Below are 21978 nucleotides of genomic sequence, written 5' to 3'. Positions count from 1 at the left end.
TTCGCCCCCCTTGCCTATCCGCTTTGCGAAGCGCCCCGGACGCCCCCCTTGCACAATGCGGGCATTGGCGCGGCGCGTGCGCGGCGCAGGGTTTCCACCGGATGCTCACCAAAGGCATGATGATACGCGACCGAGAACCGGCTCAGATGGGTGAAACCGGCCTCAAGCGCGATCGAGGTCACGCGCGCGTCGGGTTCCGCCGCCAGAAGCCGTGCCCGCGCCCGGTCCAGCCGCAGCCGCGTCAACATCTCGCGCGGGGTCATGCCGTAATGCTGGGCAAAGGCGATTTGCAGACAGCGCATGCCGATGCCCACCTGCCCGGCGATGGCGGTGATCGAGACGCTGTCCTCCGCCTCGGCCTGCATCAGCGCAAAGGCCCGTTCGGCCCGCTGCGCCGCGCGGTCATGCGACGGCTCAGATCCCGCCCCGTCAGGGCGGACGGCGTCTTCAACCACAAGGTTAGCTCCGCTGCTCTCCTGCCCCGGCAAGGGAGGAGCCCGTTCCGGGTCGAACACCCGGGCAATCCTGTCCTTGCGCACAACCAAACCTCATCACCCGATACCCCGACAAACCAGGCCGCCTGTCCTCCGGCAACAGACCACTGTTTTGAAAGGGAAACAAAGTCCTGCGAGTCGGTCAATGGGGAATGGGAAAGCCCCGGTGATTGCAGCTTTGGGTCAGGCCCGGATCATCGCCCCGGATGCGAACCCGGATGTGGGATCAAAAAATCGCCCAAGGGTTGCACCCCGCAGCGCGGATCCGGTCGGCAGGGCTTCGCGTTCCGGATAGCGCCGCGGAGCGGCTGCGCTAGGCTGATCGGGCGCAACACACCCGGGCCGCGGCGTTGGTGCCCGGCCCCGAATGGCATCTGCTACAGGAGGACGTCATGACGACCCGTATTGCCACGAAGACCGTCACTCTGCTTGTCAGTGCCGCTCTGGCGCTGCAGCTGACCAGCGCCCCGCCCCCCGCCCGGGCCGAGATGTCGGACGGCGAAAAGGCGGCGGCGCTGCTGGCGATCATCGGGATCGCGGCTTTGGCGGCCAGCGCGAAACACTATCCCAAGGGATACACGCCGCGCAGCGACCTGGAGAAATCCGAATTCGCGCGCGGTTATTCCGACGGGCTGAAGGGGGCCCGCTACTGGGAAGACAACTAGACCGTCGGCTATGCGAAAGGCTATCAGGCGGGCGAGGAGCAGCGCGACCGCGACGCACAGGCGCAACAGGGCCAAACCGGGGCACCGTTCATGGCCAGCAAGGGCTGCGCAGAGATCGTCGCGCGCAATTTCGGCGTCAATCCGCGCCGCGTGACGCTCGGGCGCGCCCGCCCGACCAGCAAGCATGTCTGGATGATCGAGGCGGCCGTGGGCCGCGACTACATGACCTGCACGATGCGCGACAGCGGCGAGGTGCTGGATCTGCGGGGCGGCAAGTTCTGACGCGGCCCCCGCGTTGCGAAAAAGCAGGCGCGATTGCGCTTGCGGCCCCTGGGTTTTGGGAAAGTGACGTGCGCGGAAGACCTGTAAGCCGGATTTTGTCCGGGGGTTGCCCCCCTGGATGACCATTCCTCTGGGTCTGCGGTTACCCGCAGCCTCAAGCCGCCAACCCGGACACCTCGGGGCGAAGCTCCCCTGCCGTCCCCCGTTTCCGGTTGCGGCGCGGCATCCCTATTCGGCGTTGCTCCCGGTGGGGCTTGCCGTGCCGGTCCTGTTGCCAGTCCCGCGGTGGGCTCTTACCCCACCGTTTCACCCTCACCCCGCAAGCGGGGCAGTCTGTTCTCTGTGGCGCTTTCCTTGGGGTTGCCCCCGCCGGGCGTTACCCGGCACCGTTGCTTCATGGAGTCCGGACTTTCCTCGGCCGCCCAGCTATCCGCAAAACGGAGCTATGGGCCGCCGCGGTCATCCGGTCTTCCGCGCCCCCGTCTGATACGCTGCGCCCGGGTCAAAGGTCAATGGGGGCTCTGCCCCCAAACCCCCGAGGTATTTGAAGCAAGATGAAGGGAAGGCCGTGTTGGCTTTCATCTTGCCACAAATACCTCGGGGGGAGGCGCAGCCGGGGGGCAGAGCCCCCCTCCTCAGCTCGACCGCCAGGCGCCGCCATCCGAGCCGAAGCGCAGCGCCAGATCGTTCAGCATCGCCATGTCGGTGGCATCGAGCGGGCCTTCATGGCGCGGGCGGAAACGCAGCCGGAAGGCCGCGAGCAGCACGTCGAAGGGCGCCTCGGGGTAGCCAAAGGTTTCCGCGAGCGCGAGGAAGGCATTCGTCGTGACCGGCGGCAGGCGCCCCGCGGGGGCGGGCCAGATCGCCAGATCCTGTCGCGCCAGCCGCGCCCAGTCGAAGCGCGGGCCGGGGTCGATCTTGCGGCCAGGCGCACAATCGGAATGGGCGATCACCGCCTCGGGGCCAAGACCCCAGCGCGCCATGATCTCGGGCAAGAGCCGCTCCAGCGCCGCCATCTGCGGTTCGGGAAAGGGGGCGTCGCCGGTATTCGCCAGTTCGATGCCGATCGAGCGGGAGTTCACATCCTCCTGCCCCATCCAGCCGCCGGCCCCGGCATGCCAAGCGCGAAAACGTTCCGGAACAAGAGCCTCGACCGTGCCATCCTCGGCGATCAGCCAATGCGCCGAGACCTCGGCCGCGGGATCACAGAGCCGGTCACGCGCGAGCGCGCAACTGGCCATGCCGGTGTAATGCAGAACGATCAGCTCGGGCTGCGCCCCGCCGCGCCGCTCTCCGAAATTCGGAGAGACGGGCGTGTCGGTCATTGCCGCGCCGCCTGGAAGGGTCTCGGATCCCAGGCGCAGGCAAAGCCGTCGCCATCCGGGTCGAGGTTGCCCGGGTCTTTGACCGGGCCGCCCTTTTCCAGAAACGCGCGTTGCGCCAGATCGGTCGAGACGTATTTTGCGCAGGCCTTCTCGGTCGAGGTCATCTTGAAGCCGTTGCGCTCGTAAACCTTCTGGCCGAGCGTGTTGGTCGCCGACAGCGCATAGGCGGCAAGATTCGGCCCCGCCGCGGCCGATCCGGTCATGTCGGTGACCGGGGCGGGCTTCGTGCCATCGTAATGCGACATCGCATCCATCGGCACGCCCGGCGCGCGCGGCTGGCCATTCACACCGATATATTCCCCCGTCGCCGGATTGACCGGAGCCGATCCGGGCGTCGAGGGCGCGGTGGCGCGCAGCGCGGCGATCGCCTCGGCACCGATCGTGCCCTGCGTCGTCTTTGCCGCCGCCGCATCAAGGGCCGCGGTGTTGCCGTAGGCCGCGGTCGACTGACCGGCGGGCGGCAGCGCGGTCGAACTGACCGGCGCCCCCTGCAGGGCGGCTTCGCGCTGCTGCTGGTAGTTGTTGTAGTCGCCAAAGCCAACGCCCGCCGCCGAATTCGGCACCGAGGGCTCGCAAGCCGCCAGTGTCAGCCCCACCAACACGAACCAGCCCGCATTCCGCATCGCCTGTCTCCTTACCACCATTTTGCCGGTTTCGCGGCAAAGCCCGCGGCGTTTTCCAGCACCAGCGCCTGATTGAGCAGATCGCCCTCTTCCCACGGACGGCCGATCAGCTGCAGCCCCATCGGCAGGCCCTTGGCGTCACACCCCACCGGCACCGAGATCCCCGGCAGACCGGCCAGGTTCACGGTCACGGTGAAGACGTCGTTGAGATACATCTCGACCGGATCGGCATCCTTCATCTCGCCCAGCCCGAAGGCGGACGACGGCGTCGCGGGCGTCAGGATCGAATCGATCCCCGCCGCGAAAGCCTGATCGAAGTCCTGCTTGATCAGCGCCCGCACCCGGCGCGCGCGGTTGTAATAGGCGTCATAGAACCCGGCCGAAAGCACATAGGTGCCGATCATGATGCGGCGCTGCACCTCGGGGCCGAAGCCCTCGGCGCGGGTCTTTTCATACATGTCGACGATGCCCTCGCCCGCCGACAGCTTCGCGCGGTGGCCATAGCGGACACCATCGTACCGGGCCAGGTTCGAGGACGCCTCGGCGGGCGCGATGACGTAATAGGCGGGCAGCGCGTATTTCGTGTGCGGCAGCGAGATTTCGACGATCTCGGCGCCCGCATCCTTCAGCATCGCGGTGCCGTCGGCCCAGAGCTTTTCGATCTCCGCGGGCATGCCCTCCATGCGGTATTCGCGCGGAATGCCGATCTTTTTGCCGCGGATGTCGCCCGTCAGCGCGGCTTCGAAATCCGGCACCGGAATATCGGCGCAGGTCGAATCCTTGGCGTCGTTCGAGGCCATCGTGCCGAGCATGATGGCCGCATCGCGCACCGATTTCGTCATCGGCCCGGCCTGATCGAGCGAGGAGGCAAAGGCGACGACGCCCCAGCGCGAGACGCGGCCATAGGTCGGCTTGATGCCGACGATGCCGGTGAAGGCGGCGGGCTGGCGGATCGAGCCGCCGGTGTCGGTGCCGGTCGCGGCGAGGCACAGATCGGCGGCGACGGCCGCAGCCGAGCCCCCCGACGAGCCGCCCGGCGTCAACTGCCGGTCATCGACCTTCCACGGGCTGACGACGGGGCCATAGCAGGCGGTCTCGTTCGACGAGCCCATCGCGAATTCGTCCATGCTGAGCTTGCCCAGCATCACCGCGCCCGCATCCCAGAGGTTCTGCGTCACGGTCGATTCATATTCCGGCTTGAAGCCCTCGAGAATGCGCGAGGCAGCCTGCGAGGCCACGCCCTTGGTGCAGAACAGGTCCTTGATGCCGAGCGGAATCCCGCACATCGCGGGCGCATCGCCCGCCTTGATCCGGGCATCGGCGGCTTTCGCCTGCGCCAGCGCGATCTCGGGCGTTTTCGCGCAGAAGGCATTCAGCGCGCCCGCGGCGTCGATTTCCGCAAGGCAGGCCTCGGTGATCTCGACCGAGGTCACTTCGCCCTTTTTCAGCGCGTCGCGCGCGGCGGCGATCGTCAGTTTGTTCAGGCTCATTCGACCACCTTCGGCACGGCAAAGAAGCCCTCGCGGGCATCGGGGGCGTTCTTCAGCACGGCGTCGGGATAGTTCCCGTCGCTCACCACATCGGTGCGCCGTTTCAGCCGCATCGGCGTGACCGAGGTCATCGGCTCGATGCCGTCCACGTTCACTTCGTTGAGCTGTTCCATGAAGGTCAGAATGCCCGAGAGCTGCTCGGCCAGTTTCGGCAGGTCGGTTTCGGCCACGCGAATGCGCGCCAGATGCGCCACCTTGCGGGCGGTGTCGATGTCGATGGACATGGGTGACTCCGGTTGACTTGGGCCGGGTTTAGCGTCCGGGGGCGGGTGTTTCAAGCGCAGCTTCCCTTTCAAAGCCTCTGCGCTAGAGTTTGCGGATCAAATGGGAGGCTTTGCGATGAAACTGACATGGCTTGGGCATTCCGGGTTTCGACTTGAGATCGAAAGCGCGGTGATCCTGATCGACCCGTGGCTGAGCGGCAATCCGATGTTCCCGATGGAGCGCCGTGCGGAGGCGCTGGCGGGGGCGACGCATATCCTGCTGACGCATGGGCACGGCGATCATTCCGCCGACACGCTGTCGCTGGCGCGGGAATTGGGCGTTCCGGTCGTCGGCATCTATGACACGATCAGCCATTGGGAAGCGGCCGAGGGGATCGCGGGCGTCGGCTTCAACAAGGGCGGCACGGTGAGTCTCAATGGCGCCAAGGTGACGATGGTGCCCGCCTCGCATTCCTCCTCGATGAGCGGCCCGAATAGTCCGATCTATACGGGCACCGAGTCGGGCTACATGATCGCGGGCGAAGGCCACATGATCTATGTCTCGGGCGACACCGGGATTTCGGCCGAGATGGGCTGGATGGGGGAATATTTCCGCCCCGATATCGGGATTCTGTCCGCAGGCGGGCATTTCACCATGGACATGAAGGCCGCCGCCTGGGCCGCGAAGAAGTATTTCGATTTCAAGGTGGTGGTGCCGTGTCACTACCGCACCTTCCCGCTGCTGGAGCAATCCGCGACGGTGCTGGCCGATGGCTTGCCCGGCGTGCAGGTGATCGAGCCCGAGGTGCTGGTGCCGATCGCGCTTTGACAGCGACGCCGGATCGGGCGGATCAGGAAACGCGAGCAGCGTTTCCCCGCCCGCCGCGCAGCAGTGGCCGCAAGACCATTTGCCCCGCGCCCAACAGAGGTCGGCGCCCGACCCGGTGGGCGAGTAGCGCCCGCCATGGGCGGGGCGGGCGCTGGCCGGTGGCCTTTGGGCCCCCGACCGGCTCGGGGCCAATGTGCCACGCGACCTCGGCGATGGCCTCGGTCAGATATGCGGCACAGCCCGCTTGCAAGCCATCGCATCCGCCTCTATATGAGCCCTTGAGAGGTTGGCGCGGGCGAGCGCCTCGCCAACCCGGTCAGGTCCGGAAGGAAGCAGCCGCAACGAGCCCCGCTTGGGTCGATGTCCAGCCTCTCACCCTTCCCCCCTTTCGCAGCCTCCCCGCCCACGAGATCGGTTGGACGGGATCGGTTTGACTTGCGCGCCCCCGCGCGTAAAGTGGCGCCGAACCGAGGAGACCCCATGACCGACGCCGACAGCCCCGCCGCGACCTCTTCGGGCTATCAGGTCCTTGCCCGCAAATACCGCCCCGCCACCTTCGCCGATCTGATCGGGCAAGAGGCTATGGTGCGCACGCTGAAAAACGCCTTCGCGGCCTCGCGGATCGCGCAGGCCTTCATCATGACCGGCATCCGCGGCACCGGCAAAACCACGACGGCGCGGATCATCGCCAAGGGGCTGAACTGCATCGGCCCCGATGGCAAAGGCCAGCCGACGACCGAGCCCTGCCTTCAATGCGAGCATTGCCGCGCCATCGCCGAGGGCCGTCATGTCGATGTGCTGGAGATGGACGCCGCCTCGCGCACCGGGGTGGGCGACATCCGCGAGATCATCGAAAGCGTGAACTACCGGGCGGCCTCGGCGCGCTACAAGGTCTATATCATCGACGAAGTGCACATGCTCTCGACCTCGGCCTTCAACGCGCTGTTGAAAACGCTCGAAGAACCGCCCGCGCATGTGAAATTCATCTTCGCCACCACCGAGATCCGCAAGGTGCCTGTCACGGTCCTGTCGCGCTGCCAGCGCTTCGATCTGCGCCGGATCGAGCCCGAAGTGATGATCAACCACCTGTCCAAGGTCGCAGCCAAGGAAAGCGCGCAAATCGCGGAAGACGCGCTGGCGCTGATCACGCGGGCGGCCGAAGGCTCGGTGCGCGATGCGATGTCGCTTCTGGATCAGGCGATCAGCCACGGCGCGGGGGAAACCACCGCCGATCAGGTCCGTGCGATGCTCGGCCTTGCCGACCGCGCCCGGGTGCTGGATCTGTTCGACATGATCCTGAAGGGCGATGCGGCCGCCGCGCTGACCGAACTTGGCGCGCAATACAGTGACGGCGCCGATCCGATGGCGGTGTTGCGCGATCTGGCCGAGATCACGCATTGGGTCTCGGTGATCAAGATCACGCCCGAGGCCGCCGAAGACCCGACCGTTCCGCCCGAGGAACGCACCCGCGGTCAGGCGATGGCGCAGGCGATCCCGATGCGGGTGCTGAGCCGCCTGTGGCAGATGTTGCTCAAGGCGATCGAGGAAGTGTCCTCGGCGCCGAATGCGATGATGGCGGCGGAAATGGCGCTCATTCGGCTGACCCATGTCGCCGACCTGCCCGATCCCGAAACGCTGATGCGCAAGGTGATGGCGGGCCCCGGCGCCTCGGGCGGGCATGGCCCGTCGCAAGGCGGCGGGGGTGGTGGCGGTCCGCGCGCGGAAGCCACGACGCGCCACATGATGGGCGGGCGCCCGCTTTCGACCCAAGGCTCGGCGGCGCTGGCGGTCTCGCCCGCAGCCTCCGCACTGGCGAAATACGCGCGGTTTGAAGATGTCGTGGCGCTGATCGGCCGGATGCGCGACGTGAAATTGCTGGTCGAGGTCGAAAAGGGCGTGCGGCTGGTGCATTACGCGCCCGGCCGGATCGAATTCGAACCCGCCCCCGGTGCCCCGCGCGATCTGGCGCAGACCTTGGCGCAGCGGCTGCAGGGCTGGACCGGCGCGCGCTGGGGGGTTTCGGTCGTCTCCGAAGGCGGGGCCGCCACGATCGACGAGAGCCGCAATGCCGCCACCCTTGCCGCCGAGGCAGAAGCGCGGACGGAAAACCGGGTCGTGCAGGCGATCTTCGCCGCCTTCCCGCAGGCCAAGTTCGAAGAAATCGTGCTCTCCGACGCGCTCGAGGCCGAACAGGCCGCCGAGGCCCTGCCCGAGGTCGAGGACGAATGGGATCCGTTCGAGGACGGCTGACCCCCTGCGGCGCCGACTGCCTTGCCCCGACGGCGGGCGATGCTTATCTGTGATCGCGAAACCGATCGGAGGACCACGATGTTCAAGGGACTGGGGCAGCTTGGCGACATGGCCAAGATGATGAAGGCGGCCAAGGAAATGCAGGAGCGGATGCTGACCCTGCAGGAAGATCTGGGCCGGATGATCGTCATTGGCGAAGCGGGCGGCGGTCTGGTCAAGGCTCGCGTCACCGCCAAGGGCGAGCTGACGGGGCTGGAAGTCGACCCGACGATCCTCGTCGCCTCGGAAAAGGAAGTGGTCGAGGATCTGATCGTCGCCGCGGTGAAGGATGCGCAGGCGCGCGCGCAGGACAAGGCAGGCGAGGAACAGCGCAAGCTGATGACCGAGCTTGGTCTGCCTGCCGACATGGGCCTGCCCGGCTGAGATGACGCGCTGAGATGACCGGCCCCCGCGACGAGATCGAGGCGCTGATCGCGCTGATGGCGCGACTGCCGGGGCTTGGCCCCCGCTCGGCCCGTCGCGCGGTGCTGCATCTTCTGCGCAAGCGCGAGGGGCAGATGGCGCCCCTTGCGGCAGCGCTTGCGCGGGTGGCCGAAGCCGCCCGCGACTGCCCCCGCTGCGGCAATATCGCGGTCGGCGTCACCTGCGAGATCTGCGACAGCCCCGCCCGCGCGACGGGCGAGATCTGCGTCGTCGAGGATGTGGCCGACCTCTGGGCGATGGAACGCGGCGGCGCCTTCAAGGGCCGCTATCATGTGCTGGGCGGCACGCTCTCTGCCCTTGACGCGATCGGCCCCGAGGAATTGCGCATTCCGCACCTTATCGCCCGCGTCCGCGACGAGGCGGTCTCCGAGGTGATCCTCGCGCTGAATGCCACGGTCGAGGGGCAGACGACCGCCCATTACATCGCCGAGGCGCTGGAGGGCACGGGGGCGCGCGTGACCTCGCTGGCCCAGGGCGTGCCGATCGGGGGCGAGCTGGATTACCTCGACGACGGCACGATCTCGGCGGCACTGCGGGCAAGGCGGGCCCTCTGATGGGCACGAGCGCGGAAACGGTTGATTTCTTTCTGGAACAGCTCGAGGGCCGCGGCGTCAGCGCGCGCAAGATGTTTGGCGAATACGGCATCTATGCGAGCGGCAAGATGGTGGCGCTGATCTGCGACGACACCCTGTTCGTGCGCCCGATCCCCGAGGCCGCCGCTTACCTTGGCACCCCAGTCGAGGCCCCCCCCTACCCCGGCGCGAAACCGCATTACCGGATCGAGGCCGACCTGTGGGAAGACGCCGACTGGCTTTGGGGCCTGATCGCGCTGATGGCGCGCAGCCTTCCCGAACCAAAGCCGAAAGCGCGTAAACCCGCTAAACCAAAGGAGAATGGTTAACGCCATCGCAAGAAGCATTGATCCCACCCCCCGCCGGGTCTATCAGGGGGAAAAGCTTGCAGCGGGTGTTGCCGATGAACCGCCTATATCACGTTGCTCTCTCGCCCTTTTGCCGCAAGGTGCGGCTGACCTTGGCGGAAAAACGCATCGAGGTCGAACTGGTCGAAGAGCGCTACTGGGAAAAAAGCACCGACTTCCTGCGCCGCAACCCGGCCGGGAAAGTGCCTGTGCTGCGCTATGACAACCGGCTGTTTTCGGAAAGTCAGGCGATCTGCGAATATCTCGACGAGGTGGTGCCGACGCCGCCCCTGATGCCGCGTGACGCCGATGCGCGCTACGAGGTGCGCCGTCTTTGCACCTGGTTCGACGACAAGTTCAACACCGAGGTCACCGCCAAGGTGATGGGCGAACGGGTCTGGAAAAAGGTGCAGAAAAAGGGTTACCCGGACAGCAAGACGGTGAAGGAAGGCCTGGGTGCGATCAAGTATCACATCGATTACATGGCCTGGTTGCTCGACAGCCGCCGCTGGCTGGCGGGCGATGTGATGACCTTGGCCGATTTCGCCGCCGCCGCGCATCTGAGCTGCCTTGACTACATTTCCGACGTGGACTGGCACCGCTCGGAAGCGGTCAAGGAATGGTATGCGAAAATCAAGTCGCGCCCGGCCTTCCGCTCGCTTCTGGCCGATCAGCTGCCCGGCGTGCCGCCCTCGCCGCAATATGCGGAGCTGGATTTCTGAGGCAGGCCGGGGGGCTCTGCCCCCGGACCCCCGAGGTATTTGAGGCAAGATGAAAAGGATGCGTTTCATCTTGCCTCAAATATCTCAGGGGTGAATTTGCCGTCAGGCAAAGAGGGGGCAGCGCCCCCCTGCCCCGGCTGATGGAGGCGCATCTGGACCGTCTGAAGACCCGCCTGATCGAAGAAGCGCTTGCAGTCGGCTTTGCGAAAGCCCGCATCACCCGGCCCGACGCCTGCCCCGATCTGCCCGACCGACTCTCGGCCTTTGTCGAGGCCGGGTATCACGGCCAGATGTCCTGGATGGCCGAGCGGATGGAATGGCGGGGCAACCCGGCCGCGCTATGGCCCGAGGTGCGCTCGGTGATCATGCTTGCCGAGAGCTACAGCCCCGAGGTCGATCCGCGGGACGCCACGCGGCAGGCAGAGCGCGGCGCGATTTCGGTTTACGCGCAGGGCAAGGATTACCACGATCTGGTGAAGCGGCGGCTGAAGCGGCTCGGGCGCTGGCTGATCGAGCAATCGCCCTGCGAGATCAAGGTCTTCGTCGACACGGCTCCGGTGATGGAAAAGCCGCTCGCGCAGGCGGCAGGGCTGGGTTGGCAGGGCAAGCACACCAATCTACTCGCCCGCGATCTGGGCAACTGGGTGTTTCTGGGCGCGATCTTCACCACGCTTGAATTGCCCCCCGACGCGCCCGAGATCAGCCATTGCGGCAGCTGCACCGCCTGTCTGGACGCCTGCCCCACGGGCGCCTTTCCTGCGCCTTATCAAATGGATGCGCGGCGCTGCATTTCCTATCTGACGATCGAGCACCGCGGCCCGGTCGATCCGGCGCTGCGCCCGGGGCTGGGCAACCGGATCTACGGCTGCGACGAGTGTCTGGCCGCCTGCCCCTGGAACAAATTCGCAGCCACCGCGCGCGACATCGGTTACGCGGCGAAACAGGGCACGCCCGCGCTGACCGAGATCCTGGCGCTCGACGATGCCGCCTTTCGCGCACGTTTCGCGGGCAGCCCGGTCAAACGCATCGGCCGCGACCGGATGATCCGCAACGCCCTATATGCGTTGGGAAATTCTGGCCGTCCCGATCTGGCCCATGCCGCCCGCCCGCATCTGAACGACCCCGATCCCGCTGTGGCCGAGGCGGCCGCCTGGGCGCTCGCCCGTCTGGCCCTTTGACTCTTTCTTTCGCGGAACAAAGGCGTAAGGTGGCCGCATGTCTGCCCCCTCACCTGCCGCCAGCCTGCACCCGAACCCGGTTACCGGGATTGCCCTGAAGATCCTCTCGGTTCTTGTCTTCATCGCCATGTCGACGGTGATCAAGGTTCTGGCGCCGCATATTCCGCCGGGCGAAACCGTCTTCTTCCGCTCCTTCTTCGCGATTCCGGTCATTCTGGCCTGGCTTGTGTGGCGGCGCGAGCTTTCGGTCGGGCTGAAGGTGCGCCAGCCGATGGGCCATGTCTGGCGCGGCGTTGCGGGAACGTCGGCGATGGGACTTGGCTTTGCGGGCCTGGCCTTCCTGCCCCTGCCCGAGGTCACGGCGCTGGGCTATGCCGCGCCGCTTCTGACGGTGATTTTCGCCGCGATGTTTCTGGGCGAGGAGGTCCGGGCCTTTCGCCTTTCTGCCGTCGCGCTGGGTCTGGTCGGCGTCTTGATCGTGCTCTGGCCGCGGCTGGGCAGCTTTGAGGGAGCCAACCCGACCGCCACCCTTGGCGCGATGCTGGTGATCATGGGCGCGACCTTTGCGGCGCTCGCGCAGGTTTTCATCCGCAAGATGGTCGCGACCGAGCGCACCTCGGCCATCGTGTTCTGGTTTTCCGTCACCTCGGCGACGCTCTCGCTGATTTCGGTGCCCTTCGGCTGGGTCGCACCCTCCCCCTTTGAGGCGACACTGCTGATTTCCTGCGGATTTCTGGGCGGGCTCGGGCAGATCCTGCTGACCTCCTCCTATCGCTTTGCCGATGCCTCGATCGTGGCGCCGTTCGAATATGTCTCGATGCTCTTCGCGCTTGGCATCGGCTACTGGATGTTTGCCGAAGTGCCGACACTCTGGATGCTGGGCGGCGCGGGGCTGATCATTGCCGCAGGCGTGATGATCATCTGGCGCGAACATGCGCTGGGGCTCGAGCGGCAACGCGCGCGCAAGGCCGTGACCCCGCAAGGTTGAATTTCGCCGGAAATGATCCTGAGCAAAGACTCGGGTCTGATTCTGTGCTAGTCTTATCTCAGATGAAGCGAAGGAGGCTCACATGACCCGTTCCATCATCGACCATGCCGAACAAGCGGCCGAAGGGGCGCGGATGCGGCAATTCCTCGAAATCGATCGGCGTGGCGGCGTGCATCCGGCTGTGGATGCGCTGGTGCGACGTCCGGCGGAACGCTCGGAAGCTAAGGTCCGGGAATTTCTGCGCATCGATCGTGAGGAAGCCCGGAGGGACGAGTGAACCGGACCTTCTGATACCCGGGGGCCGTAGCGGTGACGGGCATGTCTCCGGCGTGCCACCGTAGCGGTGCTATGAAAAAGACCAAGGCGGGCCGTGAGCAGACGGCCCGCCTTGGTCTTTCCGGGGTGTCGCAATCTTTGAACGCACCTACCTTGGCCGCGGCCGTTGACGCGGCCATGCGAGACATCTGCAGCAACCGCCGCCGGGGACCAAAGTCCCCGGCCAGCGCCCGCCCCGCCCATGGCGGGCGCTTCTCGCCCGCCGGGGCTGGCGCTGGCCTCTGATGCGCGCGGGGCAGACGGTCTTGGTGCAAGCGGTGTCCGAACGGGCGGGGAAAGGCGGTGCCTTTCCTGTTCCGCCCGAACCGAGGGGGCAGATTCAGGCCCGCACTAGCTTCTCGTAGCTTTCCGAGATATCGCGGGTCAGCGCGCCGACTTCGAAGTTGAAGTCGCCGATCTGGCCCACCGGGGTCACCTCGGCCGCGGTGCCGGTCAGCCAGCACTGCTCGAAGCCCGCCAGTTCCACCGGCTCGATGTGACGCTCGTGCACGGTGATGCCCTTGCCCTTCAGCATCTCGATCACCGTCTGACGGGTCAGACCGTTCAGGAAGCAATCCGGCAGCGGCGTGTGCACTTCGCCGTTTTTCACGAAGAACACGTTCGCGCCGGTCGCCTCGGCCACATAGCCGCGATAATCCATCATCAGCGCATCCGAGCAGCCCTTGGCCTCGGCGGCGTGCTTCGACATCGTGCAGATCATGTAAAGACCGGCGGCCTTGGCGGCAGACGGGATCGTCTTCGGATCGGGGCGGCGCCATTTCGAGATGTCGAGCTTGGCCCCCTTCATCTTCGCATCGCCGTAATAGTTGCCCCATTCCCAGCCGGCGATCGCCAGACGCACCGGGTTGCGACGGGCCGAGACCCCCATGTCATCGCCCGCGCCGCGCCAGGCGATGGCGCGCACATAGGCGTCCTTCCAGCCGTTCGCGGCCAGCATCGCGTATTTCGCCGCCTCGATCTCTTCCACGCTATAGGGGATTTCGAAATCCAGCAGCTCGGCCGATTTGCGCAGGCGGATCGCATGCTCCACGCCCTTGAAGATCTTGCCGTTGTAGCAGCGCTCGCCCTCGAAGACCGAGGACGCATAGTGCAGCGCATGGGTCAGGATGTGGACCTTGGCGTCGCGCCAGTCGACCAGTTTCCCGTCCATCCAGATCTTGCCGTCACGATCGTCATAAGCCCCGGCCATCACGCCCTCCTTGGCTGCTTCGTTTTCACAAGTTGCGCCATCTAGGTCCGTCCCGGACATAATATTGCGCAAAATCTGCGCTTCGGTAACAATTGATTCTTGGAAAGTCAACAAGGCTGACATAAAGTCGCGCAAAAGCGAGGATCACATGGCCGATACCGGAGCCCCCGGGGGCGAAACGCTCCTGTTTCTGACCGACGAACAGCTGCGCAAGGGCATCGAGGCGATGTTCTTTGCCTATCGCGGCTTCACCGCCGATCCGGACCGGATTCTGGATCAGCACGATTATGGCCGCGCGCATCACCGCGCCATCCACTTCATCAACCGCGAGCCGGGGCTGACGGTGACGACGCTGATCTCGGTGCTGGGCGTGACGAAGCAAAGCCTGAACCGGGTGCTGCGCACGCTGATCGACGATGGTCTGGTGGAAAGCCGGGTCGGGCGGCGCGACAAGCGCGAGCGGCATCTCTATCTGACCGAAAAGGGCGCGGTGCTGGAACGCGAACTGTCCGAGGCGCAACGGGTGCGGATGCGCGCCGCCTATCGCGCGGCGGGGCCGCAGGCGGTGGCGGGCTTCCGTCAGGTGCTCGAAGCGATGATGGACCCGGTGATGCGGCGTCATTACCAGATGCTGAAGGATGGCGCGTGATGCCCGCCCCCTCCACGCCGCATCTGCTGATTGTCGATGATGACGAGCGGATCCGGGGACTTCTGCAGAAGTTCCTGATGCGCAACGGCTTTCTGGTCACCGCCGGGCGCGATGCGGCGCATGCGCGGCGGCTCTTGTCGGGGCTCGAGTTCAATCTGATCGTGCTCGACGTGATGATGCCGGGCGAGGATGGCCTCAGCCTGACCCGCGATCTGCGCACCAAGATGACGACACCGATCCTGCTTTTGACCGCCCGCGGCGAAACCCGCGAGCGGATCGAGGGGTTCGAGGCCGGGGCCGATGACTACCTCGCCAAGCCCTTCGAGCCAAAGGAGCTTCTGCTGCGCATCAATGCGATCTTGCGGCGCGTGCCCGAGGCGGTGACGGCGGGGCCGAAATATCTCACGCTCGGGCAGTTGCGCTACGATCTTGACCGCGGCGAACTCAGCCAGGGCGATCAGCCGGTGCGCCTGACCGCGACGGAAGCGGCGCTGATGCGAATCTTCGCCGCCCATGCGGGCGAGGTGATCGGGCGCACGGAGCTGATCGAGGAACTGGGTCGCGACCGCTCGGCCAGCGCCGAGGAAGGCGCGGGTGACCGGGCCGTCGACGTGCAGATCACCCGTCTGCGCCGCAAGATCGAGCCCGACCCGCGCGAGCCGCGCTACCTGCAGACGGTGCGCGGACTTGGCTACATGCTTGCACCCGATTGAGGCCTGCAAGCCGCTGCCCCAGCGACAAAAAAGCGCGAATCGCCCCGTGCCGCGGCTTTTCGCCTCACCCTCTTGTGAATGTATGCTGGACTGCGGGTTTCCCGGGCGCTAAACGGGCACTGTCCGGCCGCATTCTGTGTGGCCCGCAATGGCGCATCGACTTGAACTTCAAGTTCGGGGAAGGGAGAAGACACGTGTCCCACGCAGAAGACAACGCAGGCACTCGGAGGGATTTCCTCTACCATGCCACCGCCGCCACCGGCGTGGTGGTGACCGGTGCGGCCGTCTGGCCGCTGATCAACCAAATGAACGCTTCGGCTGACGTGAAGGCGCTTGCGTCTATCTTCGTCGACGTCTCGGCGGTCGAAGTGGGCACCCAGCTCACCGTGAAATGGCGCGGCAAGCCGGTGTTCATCCGCCGCCGCGACGAAAAGGACATCGAGCTGGCCCGTTCGGTTCCGCTCGGCGCCCTGCGCGACCAATCGGCCGAGAATGCGAACAAGCCGGGCGCGGAAGCGACCGACGAAAACCGGACCATCCCGGCGTTCGATGGCTCCAACACCGGCGAATGGCTGGTGATGCTCGGCGTTTGCACCCACCTCGGCTGCGTGCCGATGGGCGACAAGTCGGGCGATTTCGGCGGCTGGTTCTGCCCCTGCCACGGCTCGCACTACGATTCGGCGGGCCGCATCCGCAAGGGCCCCGCGCCGCGCAACCTCGACATTCCGGTCGCGGCGTTCACCGACGCTACGACGATCAAGCTGGGCTGAGGGGAAAGACACATGTCCGGAATTCCGCACGACCATTACGAGCCCAAGACGGGCATCGAGAAGTGGCTGCACGACCGCCTGCCGATCGTCGGCCTCGTCTATGACACCATCATGATCCCGACGCCGAAGAACCTGAACTGGTGGTGGATCTGGGGGATCGTCCTCGCCTTCACGCTGGTGCTGCAGATCGTCACCGGCGTCGTGCTGGCGATGCACTACACGCCGCATATCGACATGGCCTTCGCCTCGGTCGAGCACATCATGCGCGACGTGAACGGTGGCTGGGCGATCCGCTACATCCACGCCAACGGCGCGTCGCTGTTCTTCCTCGCCGTCTACATCCACATCTTCCGCGGCCTCTACTACGGTTCGTACAAGGCCCCGCGCGAGATCACCTGGATCGTCGGCATGGTCATCTACCTGCTGATGATGGGCACCGCCTTCATGGGCTACGTGCTGCCGTGGGGCCAGATGTCGTTCTGGGGCGCCACCGTGATCACCGGCCTCTTCGGCGCGATCCCGGGCATCGGGACGTCGATCCAGGCGTGGCTCCTTGGCGGGCCGGCGGTCGACAACGCGACGCTCAACCGCTTCTTCTCGCTGCACTATCTGCTGCCCTTCGTGATTGCGGCCCTCGTCGCCATCCACATCTGGGCCTTCCACACCACCGGCAACAACAACCCGACCGGGGTTGAAGTCCGCCGCACCTCGAAAGCCGATGCCGAAAAGGACACCCTGCCCTTCTGGCCGTATTTCGTGATCAAGGACCTGTTCGCGCTGGCCCTCGTGCTGCTCGGCTTCTTCGCCGTCGTCGCCTACATGCCGAACTTCCTCGGCGAGCCGGACAACTACATCCAGGCCAACCCGCTGCAAACGCCCGCTCACATCGTTCCGGAATGGTACTTCCTGCCGTTCTACGCGATCCTGCGCGCCTTCACCGCGGACGTCTGGGTCGTGATCATCGTGGACAAGCTGACCCTCGGCATCGTCGACGCCAAGTTCTTCGGCGTGATCGCGATGTTCGGTGCGATCCTTGCGATGGCGCTGGCGCCGTGGCTCGACACGTCGAAAGTCCGTTCGGGCGCCTATCGTCCGAAGTTCAAGAAGTGGTTCTGGCTGCTCGTAGCCGACTTCATCCTGCTCGCCTGGGTGGGCGCGATGCCGGCGGCCGAGCCCTATGCGACGATCTCGCTGATCGGGGCCACCTACTGGTTCGCCTACTTCCTCGTGATCCTGCCGCTCCTGGGCGCCACGGAAAAACCGGAACCGATCCCGGCCACGATCGAGGAAGACTTCAACAGCCACTACGGCAACCCGGCCGAGTGAGGAAAGGGAAAGATATCATGAAAAAGATTCTGATCTCTGCCGTTTCCGCCCTGGTTCTCGGTTCCGGCGCGGCACTGGCGAACAACAACGTGCCCGATCATGCCTTCAGCTTCGAAGGGATCTTCGGCAAGTATGACCAGGCGCAGCTGCGTCGCGGCTTCCAGGTCTATTCGGAAGTCTGCTCGGCCTGCCACGGCATGAAGTTCGTGCCGATCCGCACCCTGTCGGATGACGGCGGCCCGCAGCTCGACCCGACGGTCGTGCGCGAATATGCGGCCGGTCTCGACACGATCATCGACAAGGACACGGGCGAAGAGCGGGACCGCAAGGAAACCGACATGTTCCCGACCCGCGTCGGTGACGGCATGGGCCCGGACCTCTCGGTGATGGCCAAGGCGCGTGCGGGCTTCTCGGGCCCGAACGGCACCGGCATGAACCAGCTCTTCAAGGGCATCGGCGGTCCGGAATACATCTACAACTACGTCATCGGTTTCGAAGAAAACCCGGAATGCGCCCCGGACGGGATCGATGGTTACTACTACAACAAGGTCTTCCAGGTGGGCGGCGTGCCGGACACCTGCAAGGACGCCGCCGGCGTGAAGATCACCCACGGCAGCTGGGCGCGCATGCCTCCGCCGCTCGTGGACGATCAGGTGACCTATGAAGACGGCACCAAGGCGACCGTCGATCAGATGGCGCAGGACGTTGCGGCCTTCCTGATGTGGGCGGCCGAGCCGAAGCTCGTCGCGCGCAAGCAGATGGGGATGGTGGCCTTCGTCATGCTCGGCCTGCTGAGCGTGCTGCTCTACCTGACCAACAAGCGTCTGTGGGCGCCCTACAAGGGCCACAAGGCCTGAGATCTGCCGGACACTGAAACCGAAACGCGCCCCACGGGGCGCGTTTTGCATTTCGGGGGTGGGGAAAGGACGGCAGGCTCCGCAGACGGGACGCTCAGGGCATCAGGGTGATCGGCGTGCCATCGGGCACCAGCGCCCAGATCTCGCGCATCTCATCATTGGTGACGCCGATGCAGCCGTCGGTCCAGTCGACAAGCCGGTGCAGCCCGCCCACCGCGCCCCAGCCATTCGGCAGACCGTGGATCATGATGTTGCCGCCCGGGCTCTCCCCCTGCCCCGTCGCCCGCGCCACATCCGCGCGGTCGGGGTAAGAGATATGCAGGCTCAGATAGGCGGCCGACTGCGGGTTGCGCCAGTCGATGCGATAAAGCCCTTCGGGCGTGCGCTCGTCGCCCTCGCGCTGCTTCGGCCCAACGGGATCGGCGCCGAGCGCAATCTCGTAGCTGCGTATCACCTGCCCCGCGCGCAAAAGCTGCAACGCGCGCCGGGATTTCTGCACCACCACCGCATCGGCCCGGGCTTCGGGCACCGCCGGATCGGGCGGCGTAACCCCGCCCAGATGCGCCAGCGCGCGGGTGTAGCCAAAAACCCCGAGCCCCGCCATCGCCAGCACGAGCGGGCCCCAGATCAGGCTTTTGCGCCTCAACTGCGCGCGCCGTAACGGGCCAGAAACATCTCGATCGCGCCCTCGATCACCTGAGCGCGGCGCGCGGCGGGATAATCGCTGACCGCGCCGCAGACAAAGCCATGATAGGCATCGACCTTGCACAATTCGGCAAACTGATCCGCCGCAAGATCGAAATCCTCGATGACGAGCTCGCCCCGGGCGACCGCGCGCTGCAGGTAATCGACCATCCGCGAGCGCACCAGCAACGGCCCCGAGTCGTAGAACTGCAGCCCGAGCGCCGGAAACCGGTCGGTCTCGGCGACGCAGAGCCGATAGGTCTGCAGGCCCAGAGGCGAGGTGATGTAATCGATGAGCTTGTTTGCCGCGTAGCGCAAAACCTCGCGCACGGGTTTGTCGCCCTCGTTGATGAACTGAAGCGCCTCGTCGGCCTGCCGCTGGCACTCGCCGGTCGCAATCGCCATGAACAAGAGCCGCTTGTCCGGAAAATAGCTGTAAAGCGTCGCCTTGGACACCCCCGCCTCGCGGGCGATGTCGTCGACCGAGGCCCCCTCGAACCCGTCGCGCAAAAACACTTTGCGCGCCCCTTCGAGAACCTGATCGAACTTGCGCCCCTTCTTGATACCGACTTGAACCTGCGTCATGAGATGCCCGCCTCCACGGGCGTCTTACCTTAGACCTTGCCCAGAAACCGGGCAAGCTGCGGCGGACCGGAAATCCTCAGTTCTCGTGACGTATCGGAATGTATCGCGCTCTTGCCCCCGTGCCGCGGCGCGTTAGACTGCGGACATGTTCAAATTCCTGACGGGCCTTCTGGCCGATCCGCATCCGAAACCGCTGACCGCGGATGACGCCGACCTTGCGCTGGCGGCGCTTCTGGTGCGGCTGGCGCGGTCGGACGAGCACTATGACGAAGACGAGCGCTTTCATATCGATCAGGTGCTCTCGGCCCGCTCCGGTCTGTCGCACATTGAGGCGGCCGAATTGCGCGCCCGCGCCGAGGCACTTGAGGCCGAGGCTCCCGATACAGTCCGCTTCACACGCGCGCTGAAGGAAAAGATCGCCTACGAGGACCGCATCGGTGTGATCGAGGCGCTCTGGCAAGTGGCCTTGGCCGATGACGCGCGCAACCCCGAGGAGGACGCGCTGATCCGTCTCGCCGCCCGGTTGCTGGGGGTTTCGGATCGCGATTCGGGGCTGGCGCGGCAAAGGGTAGCGGCCGGGCTGCCCTGATTGCAGGCTTTGCCCATTCCCGCGCCATCTGCCTGTGCTTTTGGCGGCTTCCCTTGGGGCAAGCACAACTCGCCCGTTGCATTTGCCCCCGAAATCGCGCCAACTTGACCGACCGGACAAAGAGAAGCCGAAACGTGACCAACAGCCCGACTGCCCCGAGCCCCACTGCGCCCGTCATCGAAATCAGGGACCTGCACAAGAGCTACGGCTCCCTTGAAGTGCTCAAGGGCGTGTCGATCCGCGCCGAACGGGGCACGGTCGTGTCGCTGATCGGCTCGTCCGGGTCCGGCAAATCCACGCTTTTGCGCTGCTGCAATCTGCTCGAGGACAGCCAGTCGGGCGAGGTGATCTTTTCCGGCGAGGCGGTGAAATGGCAGGGCACCGGCCTTGCGCGCCGCCCCTCCGACCGGGCGCAGGTGACGCGGTTTCGCACCAACCTGTCGATGGTGTTCCAGCAGTTCAACCTCTGGAGCCACATGACGATCCTGCAAAACGTCATGGAGGCGCCGGTGACGGTGCTCGGCCGCCCCGCCGCCGAGGTCGAACCGCTCGCCCGCAGCCTGCTGGCCAAGGTCGGCATCGGCGACAAGGCCGACGCCTGGCCTGCGCAGCTGTCGGGCGGTCAGCAGCAACGCGCCGCGATCGCGCGCGCGCTCTGCATGCAGCCGCAAGCGCTTTTGTTCGACGAACCCACCTCGGCGCTCGATCCCGAGCTGCAGCAGGAGGTGGTGAAGGTGATCAAGGATCTGGCCGCCGAACACCGCACGATGATCCTTGTGACGCATGACATGCGGCTTGCGGCCGATGTCTCCGATCACGTCGTCTTCCTGCATCAGGGCCGGATCGAAGAAGAAGGCCCGCCCGAAACGCTGTTCGGTGCGCCGAAATCCGAACGCCTGAAGCAATTCCTGTCGGCAACGCTGCCGGCGTAAAACAAGAACAACAAGACCCCAACCGTGGAGAGAGCCATGAAGAAGCTGATCCTGACCGCCGCAGCCCTGGCGCTGAGCGCGGGCACCGCCTTTGCGGGCGATGTCGTGCGCATGGGCACCGAGGGCGCCTACCCGCCCTACAACTTCATCAACGACAAGGGCGAAGTCGACGGGTTCGAGCGCGAACTGGGCGACACGCTCTGCACCAAGGCCGCACTGAAATGCGAGTGGGTGACGAACGAATGGGACAGCATCATCCCGAACCTGCTCTCGGGCAACTATGACACGATCATCGCCGGGATGAGCATCACCGACGAGCGCAAGCAGACGATCGACTTCACGCAGAACTACATCCCGCCGGCGGCCTCGGCCTATGCGGCGAAATCGGCGGATGCGAACCTGAAGGGCGTCGTGGCCGCGCAGGTCGGCACGATCCAGGCGGATTACGTCGCCAAATCGGGCGCGACGCTCCTCGAATTCCCGACGCTCGACGACACGATCGCGGCGGTGAAGAACGGCGAGGCCGATGCGGTCTTTGCCGACAAGGACGCGATCAAGCCCTTCGTGACCGAAGGCGGAGAGCTGGTCTGGTCGGGCCCGGATGTGCCGCTGGGCGGCGGCGTCGGCATCGGCCTGCGCAAGTCGGACACCGAACTGAAGGCGAAATTCGACGCCGTGATCACCGCGATGAAAGCCGATGGCTCGCTCAATGCGATGATCAAGAAGTGGTTCGGCGAAGACTCGCAAGTGTTCTGAGATCAGGCCTCCGGCGGGCGT

General features: G+C 65.7%; 27 protein-coding genes and 2 other RNA genes. 20 read left to right on the top strand and 9 right to left on the bottom strand.

The genetic code is table 11. The features are described 5' to 3' along the window. Window positions 1-14: 14 nt before the first annotated feature. Window positions 15-455: a helix-turn-helix domain-containing protein gene (locus tag ACTTAI_RS06615; RefSeq protein ID WP_444455000.1), complete on the bottom strand. Its 441-nt coding sequence runs from the start codon at window positions 453-455 to the stop codon at window positions 15-17. Window positions 456-886: 431 nt separating this feature from the next. Between ACTTAI_RS06615 and ACTTAI_RS06610 the strand changes: the two genes are divergently transcribed. After that, on the top strand, window positions 887-1159 hold the full coding sequence (locus ACTTAI_RS06610) for a hypothetical protein (RefSeq protein ID WP_444454999.1): 273 nt from the start codon (window positions 887-889) through the stop codon (window positions 1157-1159). 90 nt (window positions 1160-1249) lie between these two features. Continuing rightward, entirely contained in the window at window positions 1250-1441 is a 192-nt protein-coding gene (locus tag ACTTAI_RS06605; RefSeq protein ID WP_444454998.1) for a hypothetical protein, read from the top strand. Window positions 1442-1509: 68 nt separating this feature from the next. Here the strand turns inward: ACTTAI_RS06605 and rnpB are convergent. The 5 genes from rnpB to gatC form a co-directional block, all read right to left on the bottom strand. Beyond that, an RNA gene (rnpB, locus tag ACTTAI_RS06600) (RNase P RNA component class A) lies at window positions 1510-1916 on the bottom strand. Between the two features lie 160 nt (window positions 1917-2076). Further along, a complete protein-coding gene (locus ACTTAI_RS06595; protein ID WP_444454997.1) occupies window positions 2077-2766 on the bottom strand; it encodes an N-acetylmuramoyl-L-alanine amidase in 690 nt (229 codons plus the stop codon). Next, a complete protein-coding gene (locus ACTTAI_RS06590) occupies window positions 2763-3449 on the bottom strand; it encodes a hypothetical protein (protein ID WP_444454996.1) in 687 nt (228 codons plus the stop codon). The genes ACTTAI_RS06595 and ACTTAI_RS06590 overlap by 4 nt, the downstream gene beginning before the upstream one ends. An 11-nt stretch (window positions 3450-3460) precedes the next feature. Then, entirely contained in the window at window positions 3461-4939 is a 1479-nt protein-coding gene (gatA, locus tag ACTTAI_RS06585) for an Asp-tRNA(Asn)/Glu-tRNA(Gln) amidotransferase subunit GatA (protein ID WP_444454995.1), read from the bottom strand. Further along, a complete protein-coding gene (gatC, locus tag ACTTAI_RS06580) occupies window positions 4936-5223 on the bottom strand; it encodes an Asp-tRNA(Asn)/Glu-tRNA(Gln) amidotransferase subunit GatC (protein WP_444454994.1) in 288 nt (95 codons plus the stop codon). Before gatC ends, gatA begins: the two co-directional genes overlap by 4 nt. A 115-nt stretch (window positions 5224-5338) precedes the next feature. Here gatC and ACTTAI_RS06575 point away from each other — a divergent pair, with 115 nt between their 5' ends. The 10 genes from ACTTAI_RS06575 to ACTTAI_RS06530 all read left to right on the top strand — a co-directional run bounded on the left by ACTTAI_RS06575 (window position 5339) and on the right by ACTTAI_RS06530 (window position 12848). Then, the gene (locus ACTTAI_RS06575; RefSeq protein ID WP_444454993.1) at window positions 5339-6031 is read left to right on the top strand and encodes a metal-dependent hydrolase; all 693 of its coding nucleotides are present in this window, start codon (window positions 5339-5341) and stop codon (window positions 6029-6031) included. Window positions 6032-6310: 279 nt separating this feature from the next. Continuing rightward, an RNA gene (gene ffs / locus ACTTAI_RS06570) (signal recognition particle sRNA small type) lies at window positions 6311-6409 on the top strand. 102 nt (window positions 6410-6511) lie between these two features. Then, window positions 6512-8281, top strand: a complete 1770-nt coding sequence (locus ACTTAI_RS06565; protein ID WP_444454992.1) for a DNA polymerase III subunit gamma/tau — start codon at window positions 6512-6514, stop codon at window positions 8279-8281. Window positions 8282-8359: 78 nt separating this feature from the next. Next, window positions 8360-8704 carry a YbaB/EbfC family nucleoid-associated protein gene (locus ACTTAI_RS06560; RefSeq protein ID WP_444454991.1) on the top strand — a complete coding sequence of 115 codons (345 nt, stop codon included), beginning with the start codon at window positions 8360-8362 and terminating at the stop codon, window positions 8702-8704. 14 nt (window positions 8705-8718) lie between these two features. Beyond that, complete coding sequence (gene recR, locus ACTTAI_RS06555) at window positions 8719-9318, top strand: recombination mediator RecR (RefSeq protein ID WP_444454990.1); 600 nt, start codon at window positions 8719-8721, stop codon at window positions 9316-9318. Further along, window positions 9318-9665 carry a TfoX/Sxy family protein gene (locus ACTTAI_RS06550; protein WP_444454989.1) on the top strand — a complete coding sequence of 116 codons (348 nt, stop codon included), beginning with the start codon at window positions 9318-9320 and terminating at the stop codon, window positions 9663-9665. Before recR ends, ACTTAI_RS06550 begins: the two co-directional genes overlap by 1 nt. A gap of 74 nt (window positions 9666-9739) precedes the next feature. Further along, window positions 9740-10405, top strand: coding sequence for an FtsZ-binding protein FzlA (gene fzlA / locus ACTTAI_RS06545; protein ID WP_444454988.1), 666 nt, complete (start codon window positions 9740-9742; stop codon window positions 10403-10405). A gap of 140 nt (window positions 10406-10545) precedes the next feature. After that, the gene (gene queG / locus ACTTAI_RS06540) at window positions 10546-11583 is read left to right on the top strand and encodes a tRNA epoxyqueuosine(34) reductase QueG (RefSeq protein WP_444454987.1); all 1038 of its coding nucleotides are present in this window, start codon (window positions 10546-10548) and stop codon (window positions 11581-11583) included. Between the two features lie 37 nt (window positions 11584-11620). Then, entirely contained in the window at window positions 11621-12571 is a 951-nt protein-coding gene (locus tag ACTTAI_RS06535; protein ID WP_444454986.1) for a DMT family transporter, read from the top strand. 82 nt (window positions 12572-12653) lie between these two features. Next, entirely contained in the window at window positions 12654-12848 is a 195-nt protein-coding gene (locus ACTTAI_RS06530) for a hypothetical protein (protein WP_110806253.1), read from the top strand. 378 nt (window positions 12849-13226) lie between these two features. On the opposite strand, the gene ACTTAI_RS06525 is transcribed toward ACTTAI_RS06530, so the two are convergent. Beyond that, window positions 13227-14096, bottom strand: coding sequence for a branched-chain amino acid aminotransferase (locus tag ACTTAI_RS06525; RefSeq protein ID WP_444454985.1), 870 nt, complete (start codon window positions 14094-14096; stop codon window positions 13227-13229). 148 nt (window positions 14097-14244) lie between these two features. On the opposite strand from ACTTAI_RS06525, the gene ACTTAI_RS06520 reads away from it, so the two are divergent. From ACTTAI_RS06520 to ACTTAI_RS06500, 5 genes are all read left to right on the top strand, one after another. Further along, window positions 14245-14745 (top strand): MarR family winged helix-turn-helix transcriptional regulator, encoded by a 501-nt coding sequence (locus tag ACTTAI_RS06520; protein ID WP_444454984.1) that lies wholly within the window; start codon window positions 14245-14247, stop codon window positions 14743-14745. Then, complete coding sequence (locus ACTTAI_RS06515) at window positions 14745-15458, top strand: response regulator (protein ID WP_444454983.1); 714 nt, start codon at window positions 14745-14747, stop codon at window positions 15456-15458. The genes ACTTAI_RS06520 and ACTTAI_RS06515 overlap by 1 nt, the downstream gene beginning before the upstream one ends. Before the next feature lie 194 nt (window positions 15459-15652). Next, on the top strand, window positions 15653-16228 hold the full coding sequence (gene petA, locus ACTTAI_RS06510; protein ID WP_110806257.1) for a ubiquinol-cytochrome c reductase iron-sulfur subunit: 576 nt from the start codon (window positions 15653-15655) through the stop codon (window positions 16226-16228). A 12-nt stretch (window positions 16229-16240) separates the two neighbouring features. Further along, the gene (gene petB, locus ACTTAI_RS06505; RefSeq protein WP_444454982.1) at window positions 16241-17554 is read left to right on the top strand and encodes a cytochrome b; all 1314 of its coding nucleotides are present in this window, start codon (window positions 16241-16243) and stop codon (window positions 17552-17554) included. A 17-nt stretch (window positions 17555-17571) separates the two neighbouring features. After that, entirely contained in the window at window positions 17572-18411 is an 840-nt protein-coding gene (locus ACTTAI_RS06500; RefSeq protein WP_444454981.1) for a cytochrome c1, read from the top strand. A 94-nt stretch (window positions 18412-18505) separates the two neighbouring features. Here the strand turns inward: ACTTAI_RS06500 and ACTTAI_RS06495 are convergent, their stop codons facing one another. After that, window positions 18506-19057, bottom strand: coding sequence for a L,D-transpeptidase family protein (locus ACTTAI_RS06495; protein WP_444454980.1), 552 nt, complete (start codon window positions 19055-19057; stop codon window positions 18506-18508). Next, window positions 19054-19680, bottom strand: a complete 627-nt coding sequence (locus tag ACTTAI_RS06490; RefSeq protein ID WP_444454979.1) for a TetR/AcrR family transcriptional regulator — start codon at window positions 19678-19680, stop codon at window positions 19054-19056. Before ACTTAI_RS06490 ends, ACTTAI_RS06495 begins: the two co-directional genes overlap by 4 nt. 145 nt (window positions 19681-19825) lie before the next feature. Here ACTTAI_RS06490 and ACTTAI_RS06485 point away from each other — a divergent pair, with 145 nt between their 5' ends. The 3 genes from ACTTAI_RS06485 (at window position 19826) to ACTTAI_RS06475 (ending at window position 21957) form a co-directional block, all read left to right on the top strand. Next, on the top strand, window positions 19826-20269 hold the full coding sequence (locus tag ACTTAI_RS06485) for a TerB family tellurite resistance protein (RefSeq protein WP_444454978.1): 444 nt from the start codon (window positions 19826-19828) through the stop codon (window positions 20267-20269). Window positions 20270-20403: 134 nt separating this feature from the next. Continuing rightward, window positions 20404-21201 (top strand): ABC transporter ATP-binding protein, encoded by a 798-nt coding sequence (locus ACTTAI_RS06480; protein WP_444454977.1) that lies wholly within the window; start codon window positions 20404-20406, stop codon window positions 21199-21201. A gap of 36 nt (window positions 21202-21237) precedes the next feature. Further along, window positions 21238-21957 carry a transporter substrate-binding domain-containing protein gene (locus ACTTAI_RS06475; RefSeq protein WP_444454976.1) on the top strand — a complete coding sequence of 240 codons (720 nt, stop codon included), beginning with the start codon at window positions 21238-21240 and terminating at the stop codon, window positions 21955-21957. Window positions 21958-21978 lie beyond the last annotated feature (21 nt).

The sequence above is a fragment of the Rhodobacter capsulatus genome, from assembly GCF_052363175.1.
Taxonomy (GTDB): Bacteria; Pseudomonadota; Alphaproteobacteria; order Rhodobacterales; family Rhodobacteraceae; genus Rhodobacter; species Rhodobacter capsulatus_D.
This window is presented reverse-complemented; position numbering and strand designations above follow the sequence as displayed.

Coding starts and splice junctions, on each gene's coding strand:
- ACTTAI_RS06595 (WP_444454997.1), bottom strand. CDS start 2,766: ATGACCGACACGCCCGTCTCTCCGAATTTCGGAGAGCGGCGCGGCGGG.
- ACTTAI_RS06520 (WP_444454984.1), top strand. CDS start 14,245: ATGGCCGATACCGGAGCCCCCGGGGGCGAAACGCTCCTGTTTCTGACC.
- ACTTAI_RS06575 (WP_444454993.1), top strand. CDS start 5,339: ATGAAACTGACATGGCTTGGGCATTCCGGGTTTCGACTTGAGATCGAA.
- ACTTAI_RS06565 (WP_444454992.1), top strand. CDS start 6,512: ATGACCGACGCCGACAGCCCCGCCGCGACCTCTTCGGGCTATCAGGTC.
- recR (WP_444454990.1), top strand. CDS start 8,719: ATGACCGGCCCCCGCGACGAGATCGAGGCGCTGATCGCGCTGATGGCG.
- gatA (WP_444454995.1), bottom strand. CDS start 4,939: ATGAGCCTGAACAAACTGACGATCGCCGCCGCGCGCGACGCGCTGAAA.
- ACTTAI_RS06485 (WP_444454978.1), top strand. CDS start 19,826: ATGTTCAAATTCCTGACGGGCCTTCTGGCCGATCCGCATCCGAAACCG.
- gatC (WP_444454994.1), bottom strand. CDS start 5,223: ATGTCCATCGACATCGACACCGCCCGCAAGGTGGCGCATCTGGCGCGC.
- ACTTAI_RS06475 (WP_444454976.1), top strand. CDS start 21,238: ATGAAGAAGCTGATCCTGACCGCCGCAGCCCTGGCGCTGAGCGCGGGC.
- ACTTAI_RS06535 (WP_444454986.1), top strand. CDS start 11,621: ATGTCTGCCCCCTCACCTGCCGCCAGCCTGCACCCGAACCCGGTTACC.
- ACTTAI_RS06530 (WP_110806253.1), top strand. CDS start 12,654: ATGACCCGTTCCATCATCGACCATGCCGAACAAGCGGCCGAAGGGGCG.
- petB (WP_444454982.1), top strand. CDS start 16,241: ATGTCCGGAATTCCGCACGACCATTACGAGCCCAAGACGGGCATCGAG.
- fzlA (WP_444454988.1), top strand. CDS start 9,740: ATGAACCGCCTATATCACGTTGCTCTCTCGCCCTTTTGCCGCAAGGTG.
- ACTTAI_RS06610 (WP_444454999.1), top strand. CDS start 887: ATGACGACCCGTATTGCCACGAAGACCGTCACTCTGCTTGTCAGTGCC.
- ACTTAI_RS06515 (WP_444454983.1), top strand. CDS start 14,745: ATGCCCGCCCCCTCCACGCCGCATCTGCTGATTGTCGATGATGACGAG.
- ACTTAI_RS06560 (WP_444454991.1), top strand. CDS start 8,360: ATGTTCAAGGGACTGGGGCAGCTTGGCGACATGGCCAAGATGATGAAG.
- ACTTAI_RS06500 (WP_444454981.1), top strand. CDS start 17,572: ATGAAAAAGATTCTGATCTCTGCCGTTTCCGCCCTGGTTCTCGGTTCC.
- ACTTAI_RS06490 (WP_444454979.1), bottom strand. CDS start 19,680: ATGACGCAGGTTCAAGTCGGTATCAAGAAGGGGCGCAAGTTCGATCAG.
- queG (WP_444454987.1), top strand. CDS start 10,546: ATGGAGGCGCATCTGGACCGTCTGAAGACCCGCCTGATCGAAGAAGCG.
- ACTTAI_RS06605 (WP_444454998.1), top strand. CDS start 1,250: ATGGCCAGCAAGGGCTGCGCAGAGATCGTCGCGCGCAATTTCGGCGTC.
- ACTTAI_RS06590 (WP_444454996.1), bottom strand. CDS start 3,449: ATGCGGAATGCGGGCTGGTTCGTGTTGGTGGGGCTGACACTGGCGGCT.
- ACTTAI_RS06550 (WP_444454989.1), top strand. CDS start 9,318: ATGGGCACGAGCGCGGAAACGGTTGATTTCTTTCTGGAACAGCTCGAG.
- ACTTAI_RS06525 (WP_444454985.1), bottom strand. CDS start 14,096: ATGGCCGGGGCTTATGACGATCGTGACGGCAAGATCTGGATGGACGGG.